The organism is Methanobacterium petrolearium (genome assembly GCF_017873625.1).
GTDB classification, from domain to species: Archaea; Methanobacteriota; Methanobacteria; order Methanobacteriales; family Methanobacteriaceae; genus Methanobacterium; species Methanobacterium petrolearium.
The window spans coordinates 58,624-82,121 of the sequence record NZ_JAGGKL010000011.1; the positions used below are offsets into that span (position 1 = coordinate 58,624).

The window sequence follows — 23,498 nt, forward strand, 5'->3', positions numbered from 1 at the left end:
TTAATAATGAAATTTCCATTTATTTTCATTAGTCATGAATACTATTACTTGTTTTCAATTAAATTCTTTATTCATTTGATTCAGGTCAATATCTATTTAAAATTAAATTCCCAACAGTTCCCTCAGTAAGCATGATATTGGCCATCCAACCATTTCACACCAGTGATCATGGCTGTTTCTCTTTTTAAACTGATTAAATCCTCCTTACTAAGGAGTTTTACATCATTTTTACCCACCATGCGAGTGAAATTAGCAATTTCTTCTGTAGAAATATTCAGAAAATTGGAAAGCCTTTTAATTCCATTTTCTACATTTAACTGTTTGGTTAGTTGTGGGTTTTGGGTGGCAACTCCAGTAGGACAGAGTCCAGTGTAACAAACACGATACTGTTGACAGTTCATGGCAATAAGTGCTGCAGTGCCAATGTAGATTGCATCTGCACCTAATGCCAAACATTTAGCAAAATCCGCTGAATTGGTGAGACCTCCTCCTGCAATAAGACTGATCTTTTCACGTAATCCCCTACTTTTAAGTTTTTCATGGGCACGGGGCAAAGCTGCCAGGATGGGAATTCCCATGTTGTCCCTCACGTATCTATCAGTGGCCCCTGTACCTGCACCAAAACCGTCCAGGGCAACAAAATCAACTCCTGCATTTGCCAGGATGTTTATATCATCTTCGACGTTGCCACAACCAATTTTAGCACCAATGGGAATTCCATTGGTAAGTTTTCTTAGCCAGTCAATCTTTTCTTTCAGTTCTGAAGGATTGGTGATGTCCGGGTGATGGGCAGGGGAATTTGCTGATTCACCTTTATTAAGTCCCCTGATTTCTGCTACTTCGGCAGTGATTTTTTCAGCAGGTAGATAACTTCCTTTACCAGGGTAAGCTCCCTGTCCAAACCGTATTTCCACAGCTCCTGCAGATTTGAGCAGTTCTTCATCTAAACCAAAACGTCCTGTGGAATATTGTACTATCATCCGTTCCGGAGAAATTTTCCTTTCTTCAGGAAGTACTCCTCCTTCACCGCTGTTAAATCCAATGTTCAGTTTAGCTGCGGTTTGGGAGATAACCAGGCGCACATTCCTGGAAACTGCTCCGAAACTCATCCCTGAGATCAGGATTGGGGAAGAAACTTTTAAAGGCTTTTTGGTATCAGGGCCAATTGTAATGGATTTATCAACTGGATCTTCCTGGTTCAGAGGAATTTGTTTGATCTGAGCAGGTAAAAAGTTCAGATCATCCAAGGTGTAGGGAATACTCTTTTCAGAACCCATTGAGGCTGTTAATTTTTTACCTTCACTTTTATCCTTGATTTCCACAAGTTTTTCATAAAAATCAGGGTCTTCCTCCTTATGTTTCTTGCGTAGGAATGTTTTACTCTCCCCTACTTCATCTATGTTACAGTAATAGATATCCTCGAGTTGGTACTCATAATATAAGGGGCAGGTGTTGCAGATGCAACCGTTAACTGGAACTTCACATTCGCTGGCTCCGGTACTGCAGTAAAGAAGTTCATCTGGGCAGTCATGGGGATAGCTGGGACAGAAAGAGCAATGGCATTTTGCTCTGTTTTCCGGAGTGTTTTTGATTCCAGTTAAGTGTTGTGAATCTGAATTCATTTTCATAACCTTTATTTTTTTTAATTTTTTTGAAAGTCAGATTTTTCTATCTTCACTTTAAATCTATTTATCTCCCATTCTAAAATATGATTGGCACCCAATTTTAGGTTTTCCTTGATGAGTTTTTGTTTTATTATGTTTATCCCCTTTTTTTGCCTTGACCCTCTTTTCATTAATATATCCTTTAAAGTACAATATAATGTCTATGGAAGAATATAAGATAAATCGTCTGGAGGAGATGGAAAACTTCGTGATGACCAATTCCTATGATAACCTTCTGGAAACATTCCAAAAACTCCCTACAAATAAGGGGCGCATTGTTCATGTTATAGGAGCCCCTGGAACCGGTAAATCTACCAATATCTATCATGCAGTTGACCAGTTGGATTTAAATATTTATGATGCGAAATTAAAATTACCTTCTCCTGATTTAAGTCCAAAAAATGTTTTTGATTTAATGTTGGAATCTATAATGGAAGATCTTGGGATTAACTCATCCAATCAGATATTAAGATATCTTGAAAACTTTGATGCAGTCCTATTTGCCGATCAATTCCATGACCCTCACTTAATATATGGAGATACAGTTGGTTTCAGCCAGTGGACGGATTTTATGGGAGTTAGCTCCTTCACTTTTTATTGGATGTGTGTAAAAGAATATCATGAACATAGAAATGACTTTAAGGATATAAACATGATTCTACAGACCGCATGGAGGGTTCATTTAGGTGGTGAAAAAAGGGATCTTTTCACAGATCTGGGTCCCTTATCATCCCTGGCAGTGGCATTGTTAAGATTGCCTTTTGAAGTGGTGAAAATATCTTATTCTGAAACAGAAACCATAAACATAGTTAAGAGCCATTTAGGTGATGTAAATAATAATGATATAAAACATTACATGAAAAAATATGGTAATAAACCTCGTTTCATATGCAATGCTATCAAAACAGATTTATAAACTAATTAAGCTTTAAAATAACGAATTAATAGATGATGATGTTAGTAAGATATTGATTTTGGAGAAAAAGATAAGTTAATTTATATTGTAAACCTTTTCAAAGAGTAAATTGGAGTAAACATGATAACAACATTGATCAAGTCCACCCGTCTTAGTTGGGCTTCAAAAAATGCCAACATGTATCTCCTGGCACTTACATATGCTTACTTTTCTGCAACACCAATTAACAATCCATTAGAAATAATTGTTGGCCTTATTCTGGTTACTGTTTTGTGGGGAGCCCTGTACACATTAAATGATTTAACTGACCTGGATGTGGATCGCAGGGATCACTTAAAACAGGATCGTGCATTCATTCAAAACAACGTTGATCAAAAGTTCATTCTCACTTTTTTTGCTATTATGATATCAATTGTTTTTATAATATCATTTACAACATTCCCTGAAGCATTTACAGTGATACTGTCCTTGATGTTTATAAATCAATTAATCTATACTCTTCCACCCATACGGCTGAAAGAAACCAAATTTGCCCCATTTTTTAGCACAGCAACCAATTCTGTCCTGCGTCTGGCATCCTGTGCAGTGCTTCTTGGGGATGTGTTTCTGGTTCCATTAAGCGTGTATTTATTTATGTACCTGGCTGGAATGGGTACTTACCTCATGTATAAATCAAAACCTACCTATGCCAGTTTGGTAGGGGTCATGGCAGGTGTGGTCCTTTTATACGCACTTTTAACTGGTGATATGAATATTATACAGTTTGCGGTGGCAATTTTACCATCACTTCTGGCAGCAATCCCATTATACCTTTCTCTGTTCATGAAGAAAGATGACATGTTCCATCTGGCCGATGTTTTATATCACCAGGTGGCAATGGTTTTTTTCATCATCTGCATACTGATAATTATTTTTTAATCAGATTGTTTATTAGATTGATTCATGTTTAAAAGAGATTTAACAAAATAAAAATCGTCTATAACTAAATTAACTTAATTATATTTTGTAATGGGCAAAATCAGTTGAGAAAATTATATGGTAAGGAAATAATGTAAATTTAGAAAGGTAAGATAAAAAAGTGGTAAGATAAAAAAATTAAGAAAGTTTCGTTTCTTAGAACAGTTTACCCAATTTTAGTAGGGCTTTCGGTGAGATCTTAACCAGTTTTTTAACCATTTCTGCAGTGTTAATGGTTTCAAAGTCACTATCCCTGAACACCTCTGCTATCTGGTCTAATTCCTCATCGGAAAGACTTAAAAGGTAATCCTTGGCCTTTAAGTACTTTTTGAATGATTCACCAAGTTCTTCGTCGCAGAGATCCTCATATATTTTGAGACTCTTCTTGGAGTAATCTCCATTAGCCGCGGCTTCGGTTGCTACTTGGCCTGCCAGGCGACCTCCCAGCATACCACTGATGATACCTCCCCCTGTGAGAGGGTTTACCATCCCTGCAGCATCTCCAGTTACCAGGACGTTATCAGTAACCTTTTTCTTGAGCAAACCACCTACTGGGTCTCCGCCAACATTTAATTCAACTGGTTGTGCGTTTTTAGTGGCAGGATTACTTTCCACGAACTCCAGAAGGTGTTGGTAAGCAGTTTTATCAGTGAGGGTAGTTAACACGCCCAGACCCACATTGGCGATGTCATCTCCTTTAGGGAATATCCATGCATAACCCCCTGGAGACATACTACCAAAATGAAATTCTATACAGTTTGGTTCTTCCATCTGGACTCCTGCCATTTCAAACTGGGCACAAGATTCCATATCCTTAGGTTTAAGAGAAGTTCTGAGTCCAGCCCATCTACCAACCCTGGATTCAGGACCATCAGCAGCAATAACAATTTTAGCTTTGATCTCTAATTCATGGCCCATACTCTCAGCAGTAACCACTACCTGGTCATCTTCCCTCTGCATACCAGTTGCCAGAGTTTTAACCATAATTTGGGCACCAGCACGACCGGCATCCATAGCCATATGCTTGTCAAAAACCTTACGCTCCAAGATGTAACCTGCTTCAGGAAGTTTTACCTTATCCTTAGTTAGGTTTACTGCAGTTCCATTGGGGGAAACCATTCTAACTCCACTGGCTTCTCTGGTCACCCATCGTGTGGATGGTTCGATCCCTAACTTATTAAGACCTTCCTTGGACACACCTTCAGCACACCGTTTAGGGGAACCAATCTCTGATTTTTTATCCATTAAAATCACACTGGCACCACCCATTGCAGCATGTTTAGCAGCAGTTGAACCAGCAGGACCGGCACCTATAACCAAAATATCAGTTTCAATCATTTAATCATCCCTTTTTTCCAGTGCATTAACAGGACATACCTGGATGCAAATTTCACATTCTTTACAGTCTTTTTCGTTGAAATTTAAGCCAATTTCACGCACTTCGATGAGGTTACGAGGACAAACACCTGCACATTCCCCACAGTACATACACCATTCTTTAACTATCATAGTATCAGTCCATTACTTGATTATATTTAAAAAAAATTAATCATTTTATTTCCCATGAAATCAGTATATAAATAAATATTTATCAACATTTCACTTTCTTACATATTAGTTTTACTTTTATAAAAAAGCTTTTAGTATTTAATTCTAATCAGCTGCACGCATATCTTACACTAAGAGTTACTGTTAAAATAGTTAATATATTAAAAATTTTTTGGGATAAATTGTTGGTTAAATAAGTGGGGGAATAAAAAGGGAGATACATTGAAAAACTGGTTTTAAATTAAACAGTTGAATTATCATCATTTGTATAGTTATTTGCATTCCCGGTTTGGTAGGTCGTACTCTGATTATCGTACATCCCAGTTGAGGTTGTTTGCAAATTACTGCGGGGTGAATTGGTTTTAAGAGTTGCCTGAGTATCAGAACTGTTCTGAACTTCTGATGTGTTAGTTGCATTTTGAGTTGTGTTGTTAACTATCTTATTTTCTTCTGATGCTGCAGCAGGACTGTAACACATACCTATCACTGATCCAGAAATCATTCCAACCAGCAATATGGTTACAATTATCACATCATTCTTAATCATCAAACACCCTCTTTTAAACATCTGGTTATTATTATATTTATATCTTCATTCCTCTAACCCCGATTATGGCCCCATTTCATTGTTTAAATTTTCCGTCTCTGCAAAAATAGCCTGCTGGTTCTCCACTGAATAAATTATTCTCTTTCCAGACCATACATTTCTCACATTGACATTCATGAAACGAATTTAAATCCTTTACAGTGCTGTTACTACCCGCACAGTAGATTGCAGGTATTCTTTCTTTTTCAATCATCATCCTGGAGTCAAGATCGTCCTGTGAGATTTCCTCTATTATTTTCATTTTATCCAAAACACCTCTGGACTTATTCTGCACAGGACAGCAGTCACAGAGACATTTTTCCAAGTTTTCCAAACAGAACTCCACTTCCATTAGAACACTTCCCATCTTATCTTATTCTACTTGTTATTTATGATTTTCAATATTTAATAAATCAATGAAGATAACTGAGATTTTGATAAAAAAAAATAATCTCGATATTTTGGTGTTATAACATTAAGGAAGAGTTGGAATAAATAAGGATGAGTTGGAATAAATAAGGATGAGTTGGAATAAATAAGGATGAGTTGGAATAAATAAGGATGAGTTGGAATAAATAAAAAAAAGTTAAAAAGTAAATTCAATCAGCTGATAGAGTTAATCAATTTAAACAAATTCAATCAACCGATAATGTCAATCAATTTAATATCAAATCAAGTAATTTCAATGAGTTACTGGTCTTTTTTTTTATCTTCAGGGGATTTAAACACATAACCACAGTTACTGCAGGTGAGTGATTGTGTTTTGCCAAAAGCGTGATGTTGTGAATCTAATCTTCTTTTTAGGGTTTTATCCTTGGAACCACACTCAGGACATTTTTCATTTAATTTTCCAAGATTCATGATTTTGCCTCCTAAAAATCTGTAGATGTATTTTTTTTTATCAGTTGGTTTAGCAGTTAAAAACACAGTTAGAAAATACTCATAATTTTATTCTGTAGAGTTTACAGTAATATTTGAACTGGTTGTATTGGTACTGTTTTTTGGAGTATGAGATTGCTGATCTGATGATGTTGAGGACTGATCCTGCTGGTCATCCTGGTCAAACTGTGTTTGGTTAATTAAATTAGGATACTTTATAAACGAATAATTATCAGAATTATTGGTGGAATTTCCCTGATTATCGAGATCAGCGAAGTAACCCAGAGCTGCTATGCCTACTATCAATAGAACCCCCATTATCACGGGTGTATTTTTTTTCATTCAATCAATCTCTCTACGATTTCCATTTTATTTTTTTGGTTAATTTTCTTGATTAAACTCTTTTTTCTCAAAGTAAAAATTTTGTCTCTAGAATGAATTGTATTATAGTGGTTTAAGCATTATGGACATTATTCCCTTTTTGCCTTTTCCATCCATAACAGATGGATCTGGTGCCATACCCATGCTGGGGCCTAACATTTCTTTGGCGGCCATTTTGGTGATCTCTTTGAAGATCATCTTATAAGCTGTGCAATGAGGGTCTACCCCGTTTATCTCGGCTTTACCAGTTTTTTCATTGATTTTAAGGGCATTATATGGGCACCCGCCTCTGCAAAATTTGATGTAGGTGCATCGTTTACATTCTGAATCAACATAATCCTTGAATTCATGGAGAAGCTTCCATGCATCAGATTGTGCGAGTTCATCCATACTGGGATGATCAACCACATTACCCATAACGTATTCAGGCATACCAACAAAACGGTAGCAGGGATATATGCTCCCATCAGGACCCACTGCAAAGGTGTCTCCCATACAATCTACAAAGGTGCAGACTACGCCTCTGCGGGTGAAAACACATTTTGCCAAGTGGTCAATATTTTTAACTTCGATTTGGTCCATGTTTTCCAGATACTGATCCAGTAAGTATAGCAGTAGTTCCCCATAGTCTTCAGGGGACAGGGCCCATTTTTCAGGGTTATCATCCCGTAATGATGGTAGGGCAGGGTGTAACTTAAGGTTCAAACCATTTTCCAGGAAAAAATTAAAGATATCTTCTTTGTACTGAATGGAATATGATGTAAAGGTGGATATGAAGCTGACCTGCAGATCATGGGCCTTTGCAATTTCATACCCTTGCATGGTCTTCTGATAATATCCTGATCCCCTCTGCAGATCGTTAAGTTCTTCTGGACCATCCAGACTGGAACCAATTGGTATCTCATATTCTTTGAATAACTCAGCCAATTCATCGGTCATGTTCCATAAATTGGTTTGAAGGGCAAAAGCTGGTTTAAGATGGATCAATCCTTCCTTCAGGAGGGGCAGGGCTTCCTTAAAAAAGTCATATCCTGCCAGTAAAGGCTCCCCACCATGGAAGGTGAAGGTAACAGGTTCCTCACGGAAGTCTTTAAGCCATTCTACTACTTCTTTGATAGTATCAACACTCATCACTGGAGAACTTTCCTCAGAACTCCAGCAATACTTGCAGTTGGAAGGACATCCCAGGGTTGGAACCAGCATCACATGAAAAGCCATAATCGATTCACCAAGATTCACTATTTTTTTTACAATGAAAATTTTTCAATAAAAAAATTGCTATAATTATTAATCTGTCACTTTAGTTTGCAACTAATAGTGTTTATACAATATAGTAAGATTTATGGTTTTTTATATCTTGTCCCTATTCCAATCTTGATAATTAAAATCATTACAAAATAAATACAATTTCCTATTCTGGGATTAAAATCCAATATTCATAATAAATGTTCTTCAGGGATTGTTATTTCTTATGAAATCACACTTTTTCCAAGTGAAATTAGTTTAAATCAATTTAACATAATTAATAATCTAAGAAATCTTTTTATAGGATAAACATGGATACACTTACCTCTTATAAATTAAGTTCATTTTACACATATTATTTTAATGTTAAATGAGGTTTGTTTTAATGATAAAGGGTGCTAGAGAAATCTTTAAAAACGATATTAAGACAGTCATACACAGTCCTGTGGTTTCATTTGTTTTGTTGGCGATTATTATAATACCTTCACTTTATGCGCTGTTAAATATTCAAGCAACATGGGATCCCTACACTTTGACTTCTAATATAAAAGTTGCAGTGGTAGATGGAGATTCGGGATACACTTACAATGGAACTCCATATAATATAGGTGACTCACTTGTTGAAGAATTGAAAAATAATGACAAGTTCAGCTGGCAGTTTGTTGATGAGAAAACTGCACGAGAAGGAGTTAAAAAGGGAGATTATTATGCTGCTTTGATAATTCCTGCTAATTTCAGCCAGCAAATTTTTTCAGTTGATACCTCAAATCCTCAATCCGCCCAGATAGAATATTTAGTCAATGACAAACTGAATGCCATCGTCCCCAGGATGACCAATGTTGGGGCAGATACCATACAGGCACAAATCAATGATGAAATAGTTAAGACCATTGATGGAATCATCTTCGGTAAGCTAAGTGATGTTGGAGAACAGATTAAAGAAAACAAGGCACAAATTCTAAAAACAAAATACATGGTTAACCAGTTAAATGGGAAGTTATCAGATATTGATGCAACACTGGAAAAGGGAAATTCAGTTATGAGCACAGTTGATAACATCTGGCCCACATTCAGTGCAGAGTTACCGGAAATACAGACTGAAGCAAATTATGTGAAGGAAAAATATGACACCCTGTACACTTATATTAAAGAAAACCCAACAAAAGCCCTCAACACTGTCCAAAATATGGAAATAGCAACTAACACCATTGTAAAGTCTTTAAAATATCTTGATGCTATTTTAACCACTCTTTATGATGTAACCGGCGATACAAATTTAAAACCAATTATTGATCAAATTGAACTAGATATTACCAAGGCTAATAAAGTATTAGGGATCCTGCAAGAAATTGAAACCGACCTCAAGGCGGGTAATGATCCATCAAGTAAGTTGAATCAACTTAAAAGTTCCATTGACCAGATGGACAGTGCCATTAATACTCTGGCCAACAACAGAGAAAACATTAATCAGATCATCAAGGAAGCTTCAGCTAAACTAACTTTAGCTAATTCAAAATGGCCTGAATTCAGAAATGCAATTTCCACCGCCTCTAACAAACTTAACGGAATCGATGAGGCAGATCTGGACAGGATAATTGCATTTTCGGATGTGGATCAAAGTGGTGTTAAAAATTATTTTGAAAGCCCGGTAGTGTTGAATAAAAAACACGTTTACCCGGTGGATAATTATGGGTCTGCTCTTTCTCCTTTTTACATTTCCCTATCTTTGTGGATTGGTTGTATTATAGCTGTGGCCATGCTCACCATGAGGGTCAAAACCGAGAAAAAATATAGTGCTGAAACAGTTTATCTTGGTAGAATGGGTTTATTCTTAATTATGAGTATATTTCAAGCTTTGGTGGTTGCAGTTGGGGCAATAATGTTAAAGGTACAGCTTTCTTCTGTACTTTTGTTTGTTGTGACCACGGTATACGTAGGTCTATGTTTCATGATCGTAGTTTATTCATTAACATCTGCCTTTGGAAATGCAGGTAAAGCTATGGCGATTATAATACTTGTTTTCCAGATAACTGCCACTGGAGGAATATTCCCTGTGGAAATCCTACCATCATTCTTCCAGGCAATACATGCCTACTTACCATTGACTTATGCTATTGGTGCACTACGTGAAGTGGTTGCTGGTGTTTATTGGAGTAATTTCTGGTATTGTATGGGTTCATTGGCTCTATTTCCCGTACTGGCCTTCGGATTAACTCTGTTAATTAAAGAAAAAATGGATAAACCTGCACAATGGGCTGAAAATAAGTTAAAAGAGAGTGGTCTGTTTTAGAGAATAGTCTTGATTGTGGAGTTTGCTTTGATATATGTTATGTATGGATTTTTATGCAGGGAATTTCCTAAAATTGGATAAGTTTATTCATTTTTTCCACCAGCAGTGGTGGTTAATTTAACATGTTCTACTCCTTTAAGTCTCATAATTTGTTCAGTGAGGTCACGGATTTTGGCAGCATTTCCTTTGACTATTATAACTTCAAGACAGTTTTTTTCAGACATGTGAAGATGCATGGTGGCGTTTATATATTCTCTGAACAGATGTTGGGTATTAGTAATATCTTCCATCACTCCAGTGGAGTGATGATTGTAGATAACGGCAATTATCCCCACACGGTCACCTTCCATGTCTCTCATCCACTGATAACGCACTATATAATCTTTCAGGGCATCTCTAATTCCTTTAGATCTTGAAGTGTACCCTCTATCCTTTAAGACTTCGTCAAAGTCGTTTAACAGTTTTTTAGGTAAGGACATGCTAATTCTCATTGCAACCACCAAATATTAATATGTGTATTGTTACTATTATTAAATTATTAATTATTAAATATTTCCATTATCAACAAAAATTTTATTAAAATTATCAATTGTATATAATTTTCTGGTTTGTTGGTTGATTTCAGATCATGGGAGTTAATGTTGATTCATAAGAGTTAATTGAGATTTATAAGATTGAATGGGAATTTTATAAGTAAAAGGATACTATTTTTTTAGAGTTTTACCTTGAAAAATTCAATTTTTTAAACTATTTATATGATGAACGTAATAATACAATTTGGTGATGGGGTTCACCATTAACTGCTTATAAAAACAGCTGATGACTCCTGGAAAACAATAAAGAGGAAGAAGCTAATGTTGTTGGAATTAACCCTATTAAAAGATTCTTTTTTAGAATGCAGTTTATTTTGTTTTGATTTTAACAAAACCAAAGAAGTTGGTATGATTTTCTTTAGATCATTTAATTTGCCCACAAATCCCCAAATATATATAATGCATCTGGAGGGGGTGATTTAAATGGAATTTCAGTACGTTGCCTTTAGTGTAGCTATTATCATATTACTTGGTTTGTTCTTCAGAAATATATTCAACAGATTTAAACTACCTGGACTATTGGGAATGCTTATTTTAGGAATAATAATAGGTCCTTACTGTCTGAATTTAATTGATAAAGCCATTTTAAACATATCTGGAGATTTAAGGGTAATCGCCCTTATAATAATTCTCTTAAGAGCAGGATTTGGAATTCATATGGAGAGCCTGCGAAAAGTGGGAATGTCTGCTATCAAAATGAGTTTCATTCCTGATGTGATAGAAGGACTTACTGTAACGTTTGTGGCCCATTACCTTTTAGGCCTACCGATTATAGAAGCTGGAATGTTAGGTTTTATCATCGCAGCAGTTTCTCCAGCTGTAATAGTCCCCCAAATGTTATCATTTATAAAAAGAAGGATGGGAACAAAAAAAGGAATCCCCTTGATAATATTAACCGGTGCATCAGTTGATGATGTTGTTTCCATAACTATTTTTTCAATATTCTTAGGCATATATGGAGGTCAACAGCTAAACTACTTGATGACTGTTGTTAGTATTCCTATACAATTCATATTTGGAATTTTGTTTGGATTAGTAATCGCATTACTCTTAATATATCTATTCAAACATTTTAGCATACGTAACACTGAAAAAACGCTTATTATTCTGGCTTCAGCAATCCTGTTAAAGAATCTGGGGGATGTGTTAAGTAGTATTGTACCTATAGCAGCATTAGTGGGAGTGATGGTGATTGGGTTTGTGATACTAGAAAGAATGCCTGAAATTGGAATGGAAATTTCTGATAAACTGGATAAGATATGGATATTTGCTGAGATACTGCTTTTTGTCTTGGTGGGTGCTCAGGTAAACATATATCTCGCAGCATCATATGCACTAATCGGTGTAACCATAATCCTAATTGGGTTAATGGCTCGCAGTGCAGGTGTTTACATATCTTTGATGGGTTCAAATCTTAATTTAAAGGAAAAAATCTTCTGTATTCTGGCTTACACTCCCAAAGCCACTGTACAAGCAGCTATTGGTGCCATACCTCTTTCCATGGGGGTTGCATCTGGCCAGCTTATTCTAGCCATAGCGGTAATTGCCATATTATTCACAGCACCTTTAGGATCATTTGCAGTCAGTTTATATGGTGAAAAAGCTCTTGAACCTGAAAAATAATTAATAAATGGTATCAAGAAAAATTAGATCAAACAATAACTTATCAAAAATGGGGAAAGATGAAATTTGGTAAAAAACTTTACACAGTTAAAGAATCATACTGGATCTTTTATAATGGGGTAAGAACCTTAAAATACTTTTTCAAGGCAAGAAGGAACAAGGAAATAAGCCCCCAGTTCACTGAAAGGATCATGCTTGCTGTGACTGAAGTAAATAAGTGTGCTATATGCTCTTACGCCCATACTAAAAGGGCTCTTGAAAGTGGAATGACCGCGGAGGAAATCCAAAATATGCTTTCTGGGATTATGGATGATGTTCCTGATGATGAGGTGGCAGCAGTCATGTTTGCACAGCACTATGCTGATACCAGGGGAAACCCTACCATGGAATCATGGCAACGCATTGTACAAATTTATGGCACATCCCAAGCAAAAGGCATACTTGGTTCTATCCGCATGATCATGATTGGAAATACTTATGGTATTCCATGGAGTTCCTTTTTTAACAGATTTCAGGGGCAAGCTGATCCAAGAAGTAGTCTGCACTATGAATTAACCATGATCCTAGGAACTCTCCTTATACCAGTTTCTTTCATCCACGCTTTAATAGCAAATCTGTTAAAAAAGCCGATTATAAGTTTCTAAACAACCATCTTGGCCAAATTTAGTTATTATCTTTTTTAAATAATTATTCCAATTCAAATAATCATAATCTCACTAAAAACATTTAATAAACACATCAAATTCCAATTATGCTGGTGATAAATCCTAAAATCAAGATTAATGATAATGCAGTGAATGTTTGTTTCATTACCTAGCTAATTGTAGAATCCACTATCTGAGTGGCTTCAGGCATTAACTCTGGGATATCCGGGGTGTTTGTGTATGCATTGTCTCCACGTAGCTGAACAGACTATCCTGGACCGGTTCTGTGGTCATATTCCCAGCCAGGCTGGATGATTCCATACCAGTTGCCAACCCTCCGAATATTCTGATTAATAGTAAAACTTCTATTAAAGCAGTTCCTACCAAGTAACCTGAGTTTTTAAAGGAGTTATATAATCCAGAGGCACCGGTTTCCTGTTGATCTTTGGCAGCAGACATGGTGGGATTGGTTAACTGTGACAGTAAAAGACCGATTCCCACGCTAAATACCATTGTACTGGAAATAATATCCATCATTTGAGTTTGTAAATTGAACACTCCTCCCAGTAGGAAAGTTCCACATGCTGTGACGAGAAAACCAATCATAAGGACATACTTCGACTCTAAAATTTATTTTGTTTCCATTTGTTTTCGGTCATTTCCCTTATTAAGATGTTATTGATCATATAATCATTGGTTTTCAGCGTGTATTTATAATAATTATTTATAGTGGTTTTTTATATTAAATTACAAGGGGCTTGTTTGGAAGAACTTTAGGAGGGAAAAATATGGCCGAGGAAAACAATGTTTTATTAGGTATTTTAGCAATTATTTTAGGTATTTTAGTAATGGCATTCCCGATTTTCAGTGTATTTACAGCAAGTGTTCTTGCAGGGTTAGCTATAATGTTATTAGGAATATGGTTACTGGTACAAAGCTTTGGAACATGGAGTGCAAGCAAAGCTGCCAGCATAGCCTATCTGATCCTGGGAATTATTGCCATAATAGGTGGAATCGGGTTATTTGGCCACGTACTGGCATTTAGCTTCTTAGCTAGCTTCTGGCTTTACTTTGTTGGAATTTTCCTGATAATCTCCGGTATAATGTCCTTCTTCACTCAAGAAGGAACTGCAGGTAAAGGAGTTGGAGGTTTAGGTATAATATTGGGTATATTGTACATCATATTAGGGGCTTATGCTTGGAACCCAGTTTATCTCGCATTTTTAATTGGATTATGGTTAATAATTGAAGGAATAAGTTTATTCTTTGTCAACCCATCTGATACAACAAGTGAATAAACTCCAAAATAAATTATAAACTCAAACAAGCCCCTTTTTTAATTTTAACTTTTTTTATTTTTAATTAAACCTTTAAAATACAATGTCAGATTATGAGAAGATAGAAAAAAATTAAGGGAGTAATAACAACAGATAACAACCATGTTCTGGTGTTATTTATTCTTCTTTGGTATCAATCTCATGATACTGGGCTAATAATCTCTCTTCTTCCTCTTTTTTCGGAAACTTGAAGAATACTATGGCCGCTCCAATGAGGATGGCCACAATCCCGGCGAGGTATGCCCAGTGATCTCCTGCTAAAAAGGAATTTTTTGCCGCAGCTATGATCTGGGTTGAATATTGCGGATGCTGCTGTGCAAGTTCAGCTGCACTGGAGAATGATTTTTGGAGTGTTGCTTCAATGCCACTGGTTATCTGCTGCTGGGCAGAAGAGGGTAAACTACTAATTTGTGAAGCAATGGACCTGGAATAGCCGGCTGTTAGCAACGCTCCAAATATGGAAGTCATTATTGCACCACCAAAATCACGTTGTAAATCTGCTGTTCCAGAAGCCATACCTTCTCGTTCAACAGGAACTGAACCAGTAAGAGAATGAGAAGCAGGAGTTCCCGCCAATCCAACCCCAATTCCTACAAATGCGTAAGCCAATCCCACCTTCCAGTAGGGTATGTGATCCTGCCATAATAGTAACATGGTGAGAAATCCTAACAAGCAGAATACATAACCTGACAGGAGGGTGAATCTGGATCCATGGGATTCAACAAGTTTTGCAGAGTGGGGTGCTACTAAAATCATCAGTACTGCTGCAGGTAAAATAGCCAGACCTGAATCCAGGGTTGAGTAACTGAGAACATTTTGTAAAAACTGTTGACCGATATACATGGCACCCATGAGGGCCCCAAAAACTATTATCCCGGCACATGCTGCTACCCAGAAGATACTACGACTGGCAACTTTAAGATCATAAAGAGGATTTTTTATACGGCGTTGGCGCCTTATAAATAGAATTCCTGTAGCAGCGGCAACTATCAAAAAACCAATTATCAGGGTTCCTGAATTCGGAACAGGGGCGAAGTTAATGGCCAGGGTCAATGTTCCCAGAAAGATAAGGGAAAATAACCCTCCAATATTATCAACTGGAGCTTTTGTCTCGCTAATATGGGCAGGAATGAATTTGATTACCATGATCAGTGCTATCACGGCTAAAGGTAATGTAATTAGGAACACAGAACCCCAATCAGCAAATGTTAACAAATATCCGGAGATAACTGGTCCAAGAGAGGCAATGGCAGCACCTATTCCTGACCATAATGCAATAGCTCTGGTTCGTGTGGGTCCAGACCATAAAGCAGCTATAAGTGCTAAAGTGGTTGGGAAAGCCATCCCAGCGGCTAAACCACCAATGATACGGGCACCAATTAGGATCTCGACAGAAGGTGCAAAACCAGCAACAATAGATGAGGGTATAGCCAGGATAGTTCCCAGGATCAACATCATTTTCCTACCATGGTGGTCACCTAAGGCACCGAACCATAGAACTGATGCAGCCAGACCCAGGGAGTAACCCACTGCCACCAGATTAATCTGAACCTGAGAAGCATCAAAAGCAAAACCTATGGATGGAAGAGCTACATTGGCCACAGATAAGTTTAAATTAGCCACTGCAGCCACAAAAATAAGAGTGGCTAGAGCTATCATTCCTGTTGCATTGTTTTTATTATCTACTGGTGTTGGATCCATTTTTATCCCCTGTAACCTACATTTATCGCAAATATTATGTTTTAAACAATCTATATATTTAACCATAATTTTACTTAGATAGTTTAAAATATCCATTGGAACACATAGGATTTTACACAAGTTTGAAAGTTATAATCTAAAATAGGGAAGATGATAAAGATGGAAGATTTGAGAATACCACCTTTTCTCCAGCAAATCATTGTTATAGCCGTTATTTTCCTGGTAATTATTGGAATGAAATACAGTTCTGAAATTTTAGGACCAATACTCCTTACAGTATTCATCAGCATAATAATATATCCTTTTTTAAAGTGGCTGGAAAAAAGAGGCCTTTCTTACAACCAGTCAATTGTTGTAACCCTGGTTGCAACATTTGCATTAGGATTATCAATAATATGGTTTTTAGCAGTTTCATTGGTTGAACTAATAAAACAACTACCTAGTTTAACCATAACTAGCGGGGGTATCCTGGCCCAATACGGAAATGACATAATAAAATTCCTGGTCAGCAACATTCCCCTGGGGAATATTTCAGGATTTATAGCTACAGGGATTTTCATGCTCTTTGCTATTATATTCCTGGTATATGAGCTTCCTCAAATAAAAATAAGACTTACTAAGGGGTTAGGTGCAGATAACCCTAATTTACGTAAAATATTTGATATCATCGATGCCAATATCAAATACTTCATAATCAGAGCAAAGGTGAACCTGATTTATGGAATAGGTGTTTCAGCCATCCTGTTTGTATTCGACATTAACTTCGCAGTTCTCTGGGGATTATTAACATTTGCTCTGGGATTCATCCCCTATTTAGGAATTATGTTAGCAGCAATACCACCAGTATTAGTTGCATGGGCTAAATATGGCATTTGGGGAGCTATTTCAATGGGTCTTTTCTTTATAGTTATTAACACCATAGCTGAAAGTTATATATTCCCTAAACTAACTGGAAAAGGCCTTCAGATGTCAGTTTTTGTGGTATTTGTTTCATTATTTGTGTGGGGATGGATTATAGGACCTACAGGATTTTTAATTGGAGTGCCTTTGACCTTAATTGTAATAAATTATCTGGAAAACTTTCATGAAACACGCTGGCTGGCATCACTCATGATAAGCAAAGAGGAAGATGAAGAAGAAAAAGATTCAAAAGCAGATCAAACATAATGCAAATTAAAATAGTTTAGATCACAAAAAAAAATTTGGAAAAATGTGAAAACAGGTGTCAAAAAATGCTGATTTTAACATCACCAACAATTGAAGGGAAAAAAATCATCGAATATCACGGTTTAGTTACAGGAGACGCCCTTTTAGGAGCAAATCTATATAAAGATTTGTTTTCAGGGGTTAGGGATGTGGTAGGTGGAAGAACCTCTAAATACGAGGAAGAGCTTACCACTGCCAGAAGTATTGCTCTAAAGAGCATGACTGAAAAAGCAGAAGAAAAAGGGGCTAATGCAATCATAGGGACTCGGGTGGCCTATCATAATTTGGGAGGCACCATGGGGAACACTATAATGGTCACCGTAGTTGGAACCGCAGTTTCGTTCCAGGAATAAATAATTTAATCTTGATTTGGAAGGTGGATCATGGTTACACATGGTAATGTTATTATTGAAAAACGCTGGGCACTGTTTGCCATATTATTAGGAATTTTACTAGGATTTGGCTCTGCTCTTATCTGCCTGGCATGGAATCTAGTAATTTTCGGATTCAACATCATGTACATAGTTTCACCATTACTGGCAGGATTTGTTGAAACAGTCATAGCAAACAGAAAATATGGTAAAAGTACTGGTGCCATCAGTGCTCTTTTAACATTCCTTTTAATTAATGGTTATGGATGGTTTAGTCCAGGTTGGATTTTCCCTAAAGAACCAGTTACTCTCAGTTTAATCACCATAATTGCCATAATACTGACAATACAAGCAGCATTCCCTATATTTGTCAATCATATTCTTTTAGTGGTAGTACCTGGCATAATTTTCCGTTTAATGGGCGCACTGGTGAGGACTCCTTCGGAAATAATTCAAGCAACATCTCCTGAAACAGGGAAAAGAGAAAAACAAGCTGATGAAATCTTTCTTGATGAATTAGCATTACCATTGATATCAGTTCCAGATGTGAATCATGGAAAGATAAAAAATTATGTAGGGCTAGTTATAGGAGAAGCCATAGCCGAACAAAAGGATTCTGAGGGACGTTTTTCAACTATTCTAAAACTTATCGTACCTGCCAGTCTAGATGATTACAATTTGGGGGAGGCCAAGAAGTTGGCTTTATCTCAGATGCTGGAAAATGCTGAATCAATGGGAGCCAATGGGGTGGTTGAAGTTTCACTTGACTTTGTATCCATGGGAGGATTACAAGGCAGTGTAACCATTGTAACTGCAACAGGAACCGCAGTCATATTTAATGAACAAAATAATCCAAGGGACAATTTAATTAATAAAGACCCTAAACAGGAATTAATTGAAAACGATGTTCGTACCAGCGAATCGATTGCCAATAGTAATTAGGGTATGAAATGAGATAAAATGTGGAATAAAGAAGTAAGTGATAAAATGAGAGGAGATGATATATCCAATGAGATCAGCCAATGTTAATTAGAACTGGATAAAGTTAACGAAAACTTAGAACTGGCTTAAAAATTTGCCAAAAAAATTATTTTAACCACCACTTGGAAAAAAAGATTTTTTAACGTGTTTGAAGATTTGGAAGGGTATAAAAATACAGAAACGAATATAAAAAGGTGATTAACATGAGATTAAAAGAAAAAATCATTGGGAAAGAAGTAGTAGATATTAATGCAATGGTAATTGGCAGTGTGAAGGATGTGGAAGTGAATTTTGAAAGTAAAACATTAGAAGCATTCATTGTAGGGAAGGGAGGACTTCTGGAAGGTTTGGGAAGTTCTAGAAATGATATTATAATTCCTCATAGTATGGTTGTGGCTGTGGGGGATAAAATTATTGTGAAAAGCGAAAACCAACATTTATAGTGCAATTTTACCGGTTTGCTATTTATGGGATGATTTTAAACAACAACTGAAAATAGCATGATAATCAGATGTACCATGTTTTCCAGATGAAAACATAGATGAATTATGTTAGTTAAGACCGGTGATGTTTGTTTTTCTAGACGGTTCTTACCATGAAAACTCCCTATTCAACAGCAGCATCATGCCCACCCATATAAACTGTTGTGGGGGTTCTTTTGACAGATATAACCTGAGAATATTCTATTGGCACTACCCTGTTCTCTGGATTTGTGTAATTTATTTTTTCCCATAGAACAATCCCCCTGCATATTTCTTAACATCTATTTCGGACTTTTTAACTTAGATTAATACATAATAAGAATAGGGTCAATGATGTTATAATTGTGGTTAAATTTAGGGTATATTATGGTATGATTTGGGAAAATTGATTTAAATGTTGATTTCTAATTTTATTATTGGTTTTCTAAGATCTAGAAAAAAATTTAGGTAATTGAAAAAAAGCCATAAATATTCCCCAGGCACGCCTCCATCCTCTCTTTATCTGGGGAATTACCCTCATGGGTTGGTGAATCAAAAAGGATATTTGGATTTTTTTCTAAACACTACTTATAAAAATTGGATTATAAATTTACCACTAAAAAAAAAACGATATTTCAAAATATGTATCAGGTTTTTTCAGGAGTGAAGAACTTCATTTGAGTATTAAATATGTATTAAGATTTTTCTACAGAAGCACTGATTTAATATCTTCTTATTTAAGTTTTATTTTTGTTACAATACTCATTGGACCATATAAAATTTGCTTCTGCATTATCCAAAGTTTTAAGGCGCATATTTGAGGTTATAACTCATTCAGGGTTATTCGGATACTGAGATTGTTTTTAGTTTTAAAGAAAAAAATGGGACTAATACTAAAAAAAAGACATAAAATCAGGACATTTTACGTTTTTCAGGATTAAAACTAAGATATTAGATTTTTTTTATGCAAGTGATATGAAAACCTTTATAGAATTTAGGTTGATATTAAATTGGAGATGAATAATCATTATTTTTTTCTTTAAAATTATCCTCAATTCTCTTTTTATAATTTAACTCGTTAAACACAATCTTAAATTCGGTTCCATTGTCTCGGTTAATCTTTACATTAGCATCGATCTGATGAACTAAGCTATTTAAGAGTTGAAGCCCGAGTGTTTCTGTATTTTGTGGATCAAGATCTGCTGGTAATCCAATTCCATCATCAGAAATGGTGAGTTGCATCTGTTCTGAGAGTGATTTGAGAGCTATGGTTATTGTTCCCTTTTTCTGGGGGAATGCGTATTTTATACTGTTGGTTACCAGTTCATTGATGATGAGTCCCAGGGGTATGGCAGTTTCCAGCCCCATTTCTATGTTATCTACCTGGATGATAGGGGTTATTGTTCCTGTTTTCACCCCGTAAGAGTATAAAATATCAAAAACAAGTTTTTCAACATATTCTTTGAAGTTTATATGGCTCAGATCACGAGATTGATAAAGTTTTTCATGGATCATGGCCATGGATTTCACTCTTCCCTGACTTTCCTTTAACACACCAATGGTTTCTTCTTTCTCTACGTGTTGTGTCTGCAGATTCAAGAGACTGGAGACAATCTGCATGTTATTTTTAACTCGATGATTAATTTCTCGCAGTAAAACATCTTTTTCTCTTAAAGATTCTTTAATAGCTTCTTCAGCACGAGAACGTTGTATTGCTATGGATGCCTGGTTTACAATTGTTTCAATTGCGTTTTCATGCTCCATGGATTTTCCTGGGGGTAAAGTTATGGCTAGACCTCCATAATTTTCGTCACTAAATGAAAATCCAATGTTATACATCTCATCAATATTGAATTTTTTCTCTAAGATGTTGCAAACTTTTCGAGGGATTTTTCCAAGGGTTAAACCGTATATTCCCTCTTCAAATTGGGTTAATTCTCCACTTTGGTATGATTTTCCTTCTTCAGCATTAAATTCTTCAAGTGGGAATTTAATTTTGAAGAGATCTATTCCTACTATTTTTTCAAGTTTTTTTAAACCGTGTTCATGGCCTAAAATTTCAGTTATGCGTATATTTTTTTGATCAGGGGCTATGGCACGGACAATAATGTAAGAATCAGGTAATAGTTTTCGAACAGCTTCTGCAATAATAGAGTATATTTCAGCAGAATTTTTAACTCCAGTAAGTTCCATTACCACATCGTTGATTATTCTTTGTTCAAAGAATGAAGTTTGCAGAATTTTTTCTGACTTTTTACGCTCAGTTACATCACGAATTGACTCTATGGCCCCCTGAACATGGCCTTCATCATCATAAAGTGGGCTTGCTTTTCCCCAGAGAACACAGTTAACTCCATTTAATGGTGCTTCTGTTTCTGCTAAAACAACATTGCCTTCCCTTTTTAAATAGCGGTATCTATTTTCTATGCTTTCATCAGATTGATTTAAAAGATCAATCAATATAGGTCTGCGCATACCATAAAATGGCAGCGAATATTCGTAATTTCCCTTTCCAATCATGTTCTGAGCTTTAAACCCGGTCATATTCTCAATAGCCTTATTCCAAGCTATTACTTTTCCTTTGTTGTCAATGGCAAAGGTAGCATCGGGTAAAAACTCAATAATTCCAGATAAACGTTGTTTAGATTCTTTTAACGCCATTTCTGTCTTTTTTCTTTCCGTGATGTTGATTACTCCAATTAATGAACCCTGGTAAGTTCCCTTCTTGTCAGTAAGGGGAGTTGCTGCTATGGTGGTGTAAATTTTTACCCCATCTTTCCTGATGAATCCAAAATCATATTGTTCACTTAATCCTTGTTTTCGTCTTAACAATTTTTTCCTGGAAAATTCAACATCACTCTCATCAACAAAGTCGAATAAAGGTTTTCCCATCATTTCTTCAATAGTGTATCCCAACATATCCGTCATACTCTCATTTACAAAGCTGGTGTAGCCATCTTTGTCAATCCTCCAGACACCTCTTTGTAAATTTTCAACAAGTAGTCGGTAATTCTCTTCACTTTTGGGGGATATGTTTTCAATCTGTTTATGTTCTGTAATATTAAATATAGTTATGATAATGCGGTAAAATTCATCTTCAACATTTTTTAATGGTGTTAAACTTATTAACCACCAATTTTCTATCTCTGATAAGTTAATATGGTTTTTATATTGGATGGTTTCTCCACTTTCAAGACATTCACTGATTTTTTCATATAAATGATGTTGAACTTCAAATAGATCAACAGGGGCAAAATCAGATAAATTTTCACCGATCCCTCCACTTTTTTTGATTCCGGTGGCACGTTCAAAGGCATCATTGTAACTGGATATAATGTAATTTCCATCTCTAGCAATGTCTAAAACTAGAATCGGCAATTGTGAATCATGATAAATGCTCTTTAAGAAGATTTCGGTTTCATGCAATTTATTAGTTATAGTTCTAAAACGGTGTTTATACTCCTTTGAAGTAACTTCCATGTTGTGTTTGTAAAGTGCCAGCTGGATGGTGACTTTCAATTCAGTGTTACTAACTGGTTTTAACAGGTAACCGCAGGGCTCAGTAACCAATGTTTTTTTGATTATTGGTTCATCAAAAGGGGTGATTATGTAAACTATGGGGATATCCATTTTTGCAATGGTTTTTACACCATCAAATTTTCCATGTAATATAATATCCATCAAAATAAGATCAGGATTCAGTTCATGAGATTTTTTTAGGGCATTTTCAACAGAAGAGGTGGTATAAATGGTATCATGCCCAATAGAATGAATCATGTTCTTCAAGTGTTGTACATCACAACCTTTGTCTCCAATAATAAGAATTTTGGCCAGTTTTAGCCCCCCCTAGTTAACCAAATCAGTGTTAACCATATGGACATAATAGTCATGTGGGTGTATAGTAATATTTTTATCTTGCAATAATATATAAATTGTTATTAAAAGTAAATATTGTTTTCCAAATTTCAGGATTATTTCTATTTTTTGTAGGCATTTAAATTTCAAAAAATTAGGATGATTCGACACTGTCTGTTTTTCTAGTGATGTAGTTTTTTTCCAAAAATGAGAATTTTAAAGTTTTTGTGTTTTTGATTAGTCTTATAAAAGTTTTTAGT

The 23,498-nt window shown here is 35.9% G+C and carries 22 protein-coding genes and 1 riboswitch; of the genes, 10 read left to right on the forward strand and 12 right to left on the reverse strand.

Annotated features, from left to right (window positions below):
- Positions 1-122: 122 nt before the first annotated feature.
- On the reverse strand, positions 123-1,622 hold the full coding sequence (locus tag J2743_RS10225; protein ID WP_209626868.1) for a glutamate synthase-related protein: 1,500 nt from the start codon (positions 1,620-1,622) through the stop codon (positions 123-125).
- A gap of 199 nt (positions 1,623-1,821) precedes the next feature.
- Here J2743_RS10225 and J2743_RS10230 point away from each other — a divergent pair, with 199 nt between their 5' ends.
- Positions 1,822-2,580, forward strand: a complete 759-nt coding sequence (locus J2743_RS10230; RefSeq protein ID WP_245248244.1) for a hypothetical protein — start codon at positions 1,822-1,824, stop codon at positions 2,578-2,580.
- Between the two features lie 120 nt (positions 2,581-2,700).
- Entirely contained in the window at positions 2,701-3,498 is a 798-nt protein-coding gene (locus tag J2743_RS10235) for a UbiA family prenyltransferase (protein WP_209626870.1), read from the forward strand.
- A gap of 195 nt (positions 3,499-3,693) precedes the next feature.
- On the opposite strand, the gene J2743_RS10240 is transcribed toward J2743_RS10235, so the two are convergent.
- The 7 genes from J2743_RS10240 to J2743_RS10270 form a co-directional block, all read right to left on the reverse strand.
- A complete protein-coding gene (locus J2743_RS10240) occupies positions 3,694-4,875 on the reverse strand; it encodes an NAD(P)/FAD-dependent oxidoreductase (protein ID WP_209626872.1) in 1,182 nt (393 codons plus the stop codon).
- Positions 4,876-5,046 carry a 4Fe-4S binding protein gene (locus tag J2743_RS10245; RefSeq protein WP_209626874.1) on the reverse strand — a complete coding sequence of 57 codons (171 nt, stop codon included), beginning with the start codon at positions 5,044-5,046 and terminating at the stop codon, positions 4,876-4,878.
- A 280-nt stretch (positions 5,047-5,326) separates the two neighbouring features.
- The gene (locus J2743_RS10250) at positions 5,327-5,632 is read right to left on the reverse strand and encodes a hypothetical protein (protein WP_209626876.1); all 306 of its coding nucleotides are present in this window, start codon (positions 5,630-5,632) and stop codon (positions 5,327-5,329) included.
- Positions 5,633-5,708: 76 nt separating this feature from the next.
- Positions 5,709-6,005, reverse strand: a complete 297-nt coding sequence (locus J2743_RS10255) for a DUF2769 domain-containing protein (protein WP_245248245.1) — start codon at positions 6,003-6,005, stop codon at positions 5,709-5,711.
- A gap of 356 nt (positions 6,006-6,361) precedes the next feature.
- Positions 6,362-6,532, reverse strand: a complete 171-nt coding sequence (locus J2743_RS10260; RefSeq protein WP_209626880.1) for a TIGR04165 family Cys-rich peptide — start codon at positions 6,530-6,532, stop codon at positions 6,362-6,364.
- 87 nt (positions 6,533-6,619) lie between these two features.
- A complete protein-coding gene (locus tag J2743_RS10265; protein WP_209626882.1) occupies positions 6,620-6,892 on the reverse strand; it encodes a hypothetical protein in 273 nt (90 codons plus the stop codon).
- Positions 6,893-6,994: 102 nt separating this feature from the next.
- Positions 6,995-8,149: a TIGR04083 family peptide-modifying radical SAM enzyme gene (locus J2743_RS10270; RefSeq protein ID WP_209626884.1), complete on the reverse strand. Its 1,155-nt coding sequence runs from the start codon at positions 8,147-8,149 to the stop codon at positions 6,995-6,997.
- Between the two features lie 412 nt (positions 8,150-8,561).
- Here J2743_RS10270 and J2743_RS10275 point away from each other — a divergent pair, with 412 nt between their 5' ends.
- Positions 8,562-10,466, forward strand: coding sequence for a YhgE/Pip domain-containing protein (locus tag J2743_RS10275; protein ID WP_209626886.1), 1,905 nt, complete (start codon positions 8,562-8,564; stop codon positions 10,464-10,466).
- An 83-nt stretch (positions 10,467-10,549) separates the two neighbouring features.
- On the opposite strand, the gene nikR is transcribed toward J2743_RS10275, so the two are convergent.
- Positions 10,550-10,957, reverse strand: a complete 408-nt coding sequence (nikR, locus tag J2743_RS10280) for a nickel-responsive transcriptional regulator NikR (protein ID WP_209626888.1) — start codon at positions 10,955-10,957, stop codon at positions 10,550-10,552.
- Between the two features lie 279 nt (positions 10,958-11,236).
- A riboswitch (Fluoride riboswitch) is annotated at positions 11,237-11,302 on the forward strand.
- Positions 11,303-11,482: 180 nt separating this feature from the next.
- On the opposite strand from nikR, the gene J2743_RS10285 reads away from it, so the two are divergent.
- Together J2743_RS10285 and J2743_RS10290 are read left to right on the forward strand one after the other, a co-directional pair.
- Positions 11,483-12,682, forward strand: a complete 1,200-nt coding sequence (locus J2743_RS10285; protein WP_209626890.1) for a cation:proton antiporter — start codon at positions 11,483-11,485, stop codon at positions 12,680-12,682.
- Between the two features lie 59 nt (positions 12,683-12,741).
- Positions 12,742-13,326 (forward strand): carboxymuconolactone decarboxylase family protein, encoded by a 585-nt coding sequence (locus J2743_RS10290; RefSeq protein ID WP_209626892.1) that lies wholly within the window; start codon positions 12,742-12,744, stop codon positions 13,324-13,326.
- A 210-nt stretch (positions 13,327-13,536) separates the two neighbouring features.
- Here the strand turns inward: J2743_RS10290 and J2743_RS10295 are convergent, their stop codons facing one another.
- Positions 13,537-13,932 carry an MFS transporter gene (locus J2743_RS10295; protein WP_209626894.1) on the reverse strand — a complete coding sequence of 132 codons (396 nt, stop codon included), beginning with the start codon at positions 13,930-13,932 and terminating at the stop codon, positions 13,537-13,539.
- A 182-nt stretch (positions 13,933-14,114) separates the two neighbouring features.
- On the opposite strand from J2743_RS10295, the gene J2743_RS10300 reads away from it, so the two are divergent.
- Positions 14,115-14,624, forward strand: coding sequence for a DUF308 domain-containing protein (locus tag J2743_RS10300; protein WP_209626896.1), 510 nt, complete (start codon positions 14,115-14,117; stop codon positions 14,622-14,624).
- 156 nt (positions 14,625-14,780) lie between these two features.
- Here the strand turns inward: J2743_RS10300 and J2743_RS10305 are convergent, their stop codons facing one another.
- Positions 14,781-16,364, reverse strand: coding sequence for an MFS transporter (locus J2743_RS10305; protein ID WP_209626898.1), 1,584 nt, complete (start codon positions 16,362-16,364; stop codon positions 14,781-14,783).
- A 159-nt stretch (positions 16,365-16,523) separates the two neighbouring features.
- On the opposite strand from J2743_RS10305, the gene J2743_RS10310 reads away from it, so the two are divergent.
- The 4 genes from J2743_RS10310 to J2743_RS10325 all read left to right on the forward strand — a co-directional run bounded on the left by J2743_RS10310 (position 16,524) and on the right by J2743_RS10325 (position 19,365).
- Positions 16,524-17,531, forward strand: a complete 1,008-nt coding sequence (locus J2743_RS10310; protein ID WP_245248247.1) for an AI-2E family transporter — start codon at positions 16,524-16,526, stop codon at positions 17,529-17,531.
- A 65-nt stretch (positions 17,532-17,596) separates the two neighbouring features.
- Entirely contained in the window at positions 17,597-17,923 is a 327-nt protein-coding gene (locus J2743_RS10315) for a heavy metal-binding domain-containing protein (protein ID WP_209626902.1), read from the forward strand.
- A gap of 30 nt (positions 17,924-17,953) precedes the next feature.
- Positions 17,954-18,883 carry a YbjQ family protein gene (locus J2743_RS10320; protein ID WP_209626904.1) on the forward strand — a complete coding sequence of 310 codons (930 nt, stop codon included), beginning with the start codon at positions 17,954-17,956 and terminating at the stop codon, positions 18,881-18,883.
- A gap of 242 nt (positions 18,884-19,125) precedes the next feature.
- Positions 19,126-19,365: a PRC-barrel domain-containing protein gene (locus J2743_RS10325; protein WP_209626906.1), complete on the forward strand. Its 240-nt coding sequence runs from the start codon at positions 19,126-19,128 to the stop codon at positions 19,363-19,365.
- Between the two features lie 1,023 nt (positions 19,366-20,388).
- Here the strand turns inward: J2743_RS10325 and J2743_RS10330 are convergent.
- Complete coding sequence (locus J2743_RS10330) at positions 20,389-23,217, reverse strand: PAS domain S-box protein (protein WP_280904753.1); 2,829 nt, start codon at positions 23,215-23,217, stop codon at positions 20,389-20,391.
- Positions 23,218-23,498 lie beyond the last annotated feature (281 nt).

Excerpts from the sequence above, each read along its gene's own strand:
- J2743_RS10295 (WP_209626894.1), bottom strand. The coding sequence starts at position 13,932 with ATGATTGGTTTTCTCGTCACAGCATGTGGAACTTTCCTACTGGGAGGA.
- J2743_RS10270 (WP_209626884.1), bottom strand. The coding sequence starts at position 8,149 with ATGGCTTTTCATGTGATGCTGGTTCCAACCCTGGGATGTCCTTCCAAC.
- J2743_RS10290 (WP_209626892.1), top strand. The coding sequence starts at position 12,742 with ATGAAATTTGGTAAAAAACTTTACACAGTTAAAGAATCATACTGGATC.
- J2743_RS10285 (WP_209626890.1), top strand. The coding sequence starts at position 11,483 with ATGGAATTTCAGTACGTTGCCTTTAGTGTAGCTATTATCATATTACTT.
- J2743_RS10320 (WP_209626904.1), top strand. The coding sequence starts at position 17,954 with ATGGTTACACATGGTAATGTTATTATTGAAAAACGCTGGGCACTGTTT.
- J2743_RS10260 (WP_209626880.1), bottom strand. The coding sequence starts at position 6,532 with ATGAATCTTGGAAAATTAAATGAAAAATGTCCTGAGTGTGGTTCCAAG.
- J2743_RS10315 (WP_209626902.1), top strand. The coding sequence starts at position 17,597 with ATGCTGATTTTAACATCACCAACAATTGAAGGGAAAAAAATCATCGAA.
- nikR (WP_209626888.1), bottom strand. The coding sequence starts at position 10,957 with ATGAGAATTAGCATGTCCTTACCTAAAAAACTGTTAAACGACTTTGAC.
- J2743_RS10240 (WP_209626872.1), bottom strand. The coding sequence starts at position 4,875 with ATGATTGAAACTGATATTTTGGTTATAGGTGCCGGTCCTGCTGGTTCA.
- J2743_RS10325 (WP_209626906.1), top strand. The coding sequence starts at position 19,126 with ATGAGATTAAAAGAAAAAATCATTGGGAAAGAAGTAGTAGATATTAAT.
- J2743_RS10250 (WP_209626876.1), bottom strand. The coding sequence starts at position 5,632 with ATGATTAAGAATGATGTGATAATTGTAACCATATTGCTGGTTGGAATG.
- J2743_RS10310 (WP_245248247.1), top strand. The coding sequence starts at position 16,524 with ATGGAAGATTTGAGAATACCACCTTTTCTCCAGCAAATCATTGTTATA.
- J2743_RS10265 (WP_209626882.1), bottom strand. The coding sequence starts at position 6,892 with ATGAAAAAAAATACACCCGTGATAATGGGGGTTCTATTGATAGTAGGC.
- J2743_RS10305 (WP_209626898.1), bottom strand. The coding sequence starts at position 16,364 with ATGGATCCAACACCAGTAGATAATAAAAACAATGCAACAGGAATGATA.
- J2743_RS10230 (WP_245248244.1), top strand. The coding sequence starts at position 1,822 with ATGTCTATGGAAGAATATAAGATAAATCGTCTGGAGGAGATGGAAAAC.
- J2743_RS10235 (WP_209626870.1), top strand. The coding sequence starts at position 2,701 with ATGATAACAACATTGATCAAGTCCACCCGTCTTAGTTGGGCTTCAAAA.
- J2743_RS10275 (WP_209626886.1), top strand. The coding sequence starts at position 8,562 with ATGATAAAGGGTGCTAGAGAAATCTTTAAAAACGATATTAAGACAGTC.
- J2743_RS10225 (WP_209626868.1), bottom strand. The coding sequence starts at position 1,622 with ATGAATTCAGATTCACAACACTTAACTGGAATCAAAAACACTCCGGAA.
- J2743_RS10300 (WP_209626896.1), top strand. The coding sequence starts at position 14,115 with ATGGCCGAGGAAAACAATGTTTTATTAGGTATTTTAGCAATTATTTTA.
- J2743_RS10245 (WP_209626874.1), bottom strand. The coding sequence starts at position 5,046 with ATGATAGTTAAAGAATGGTGTATGTACTGTGGGGAATGTGCAGGTGTT.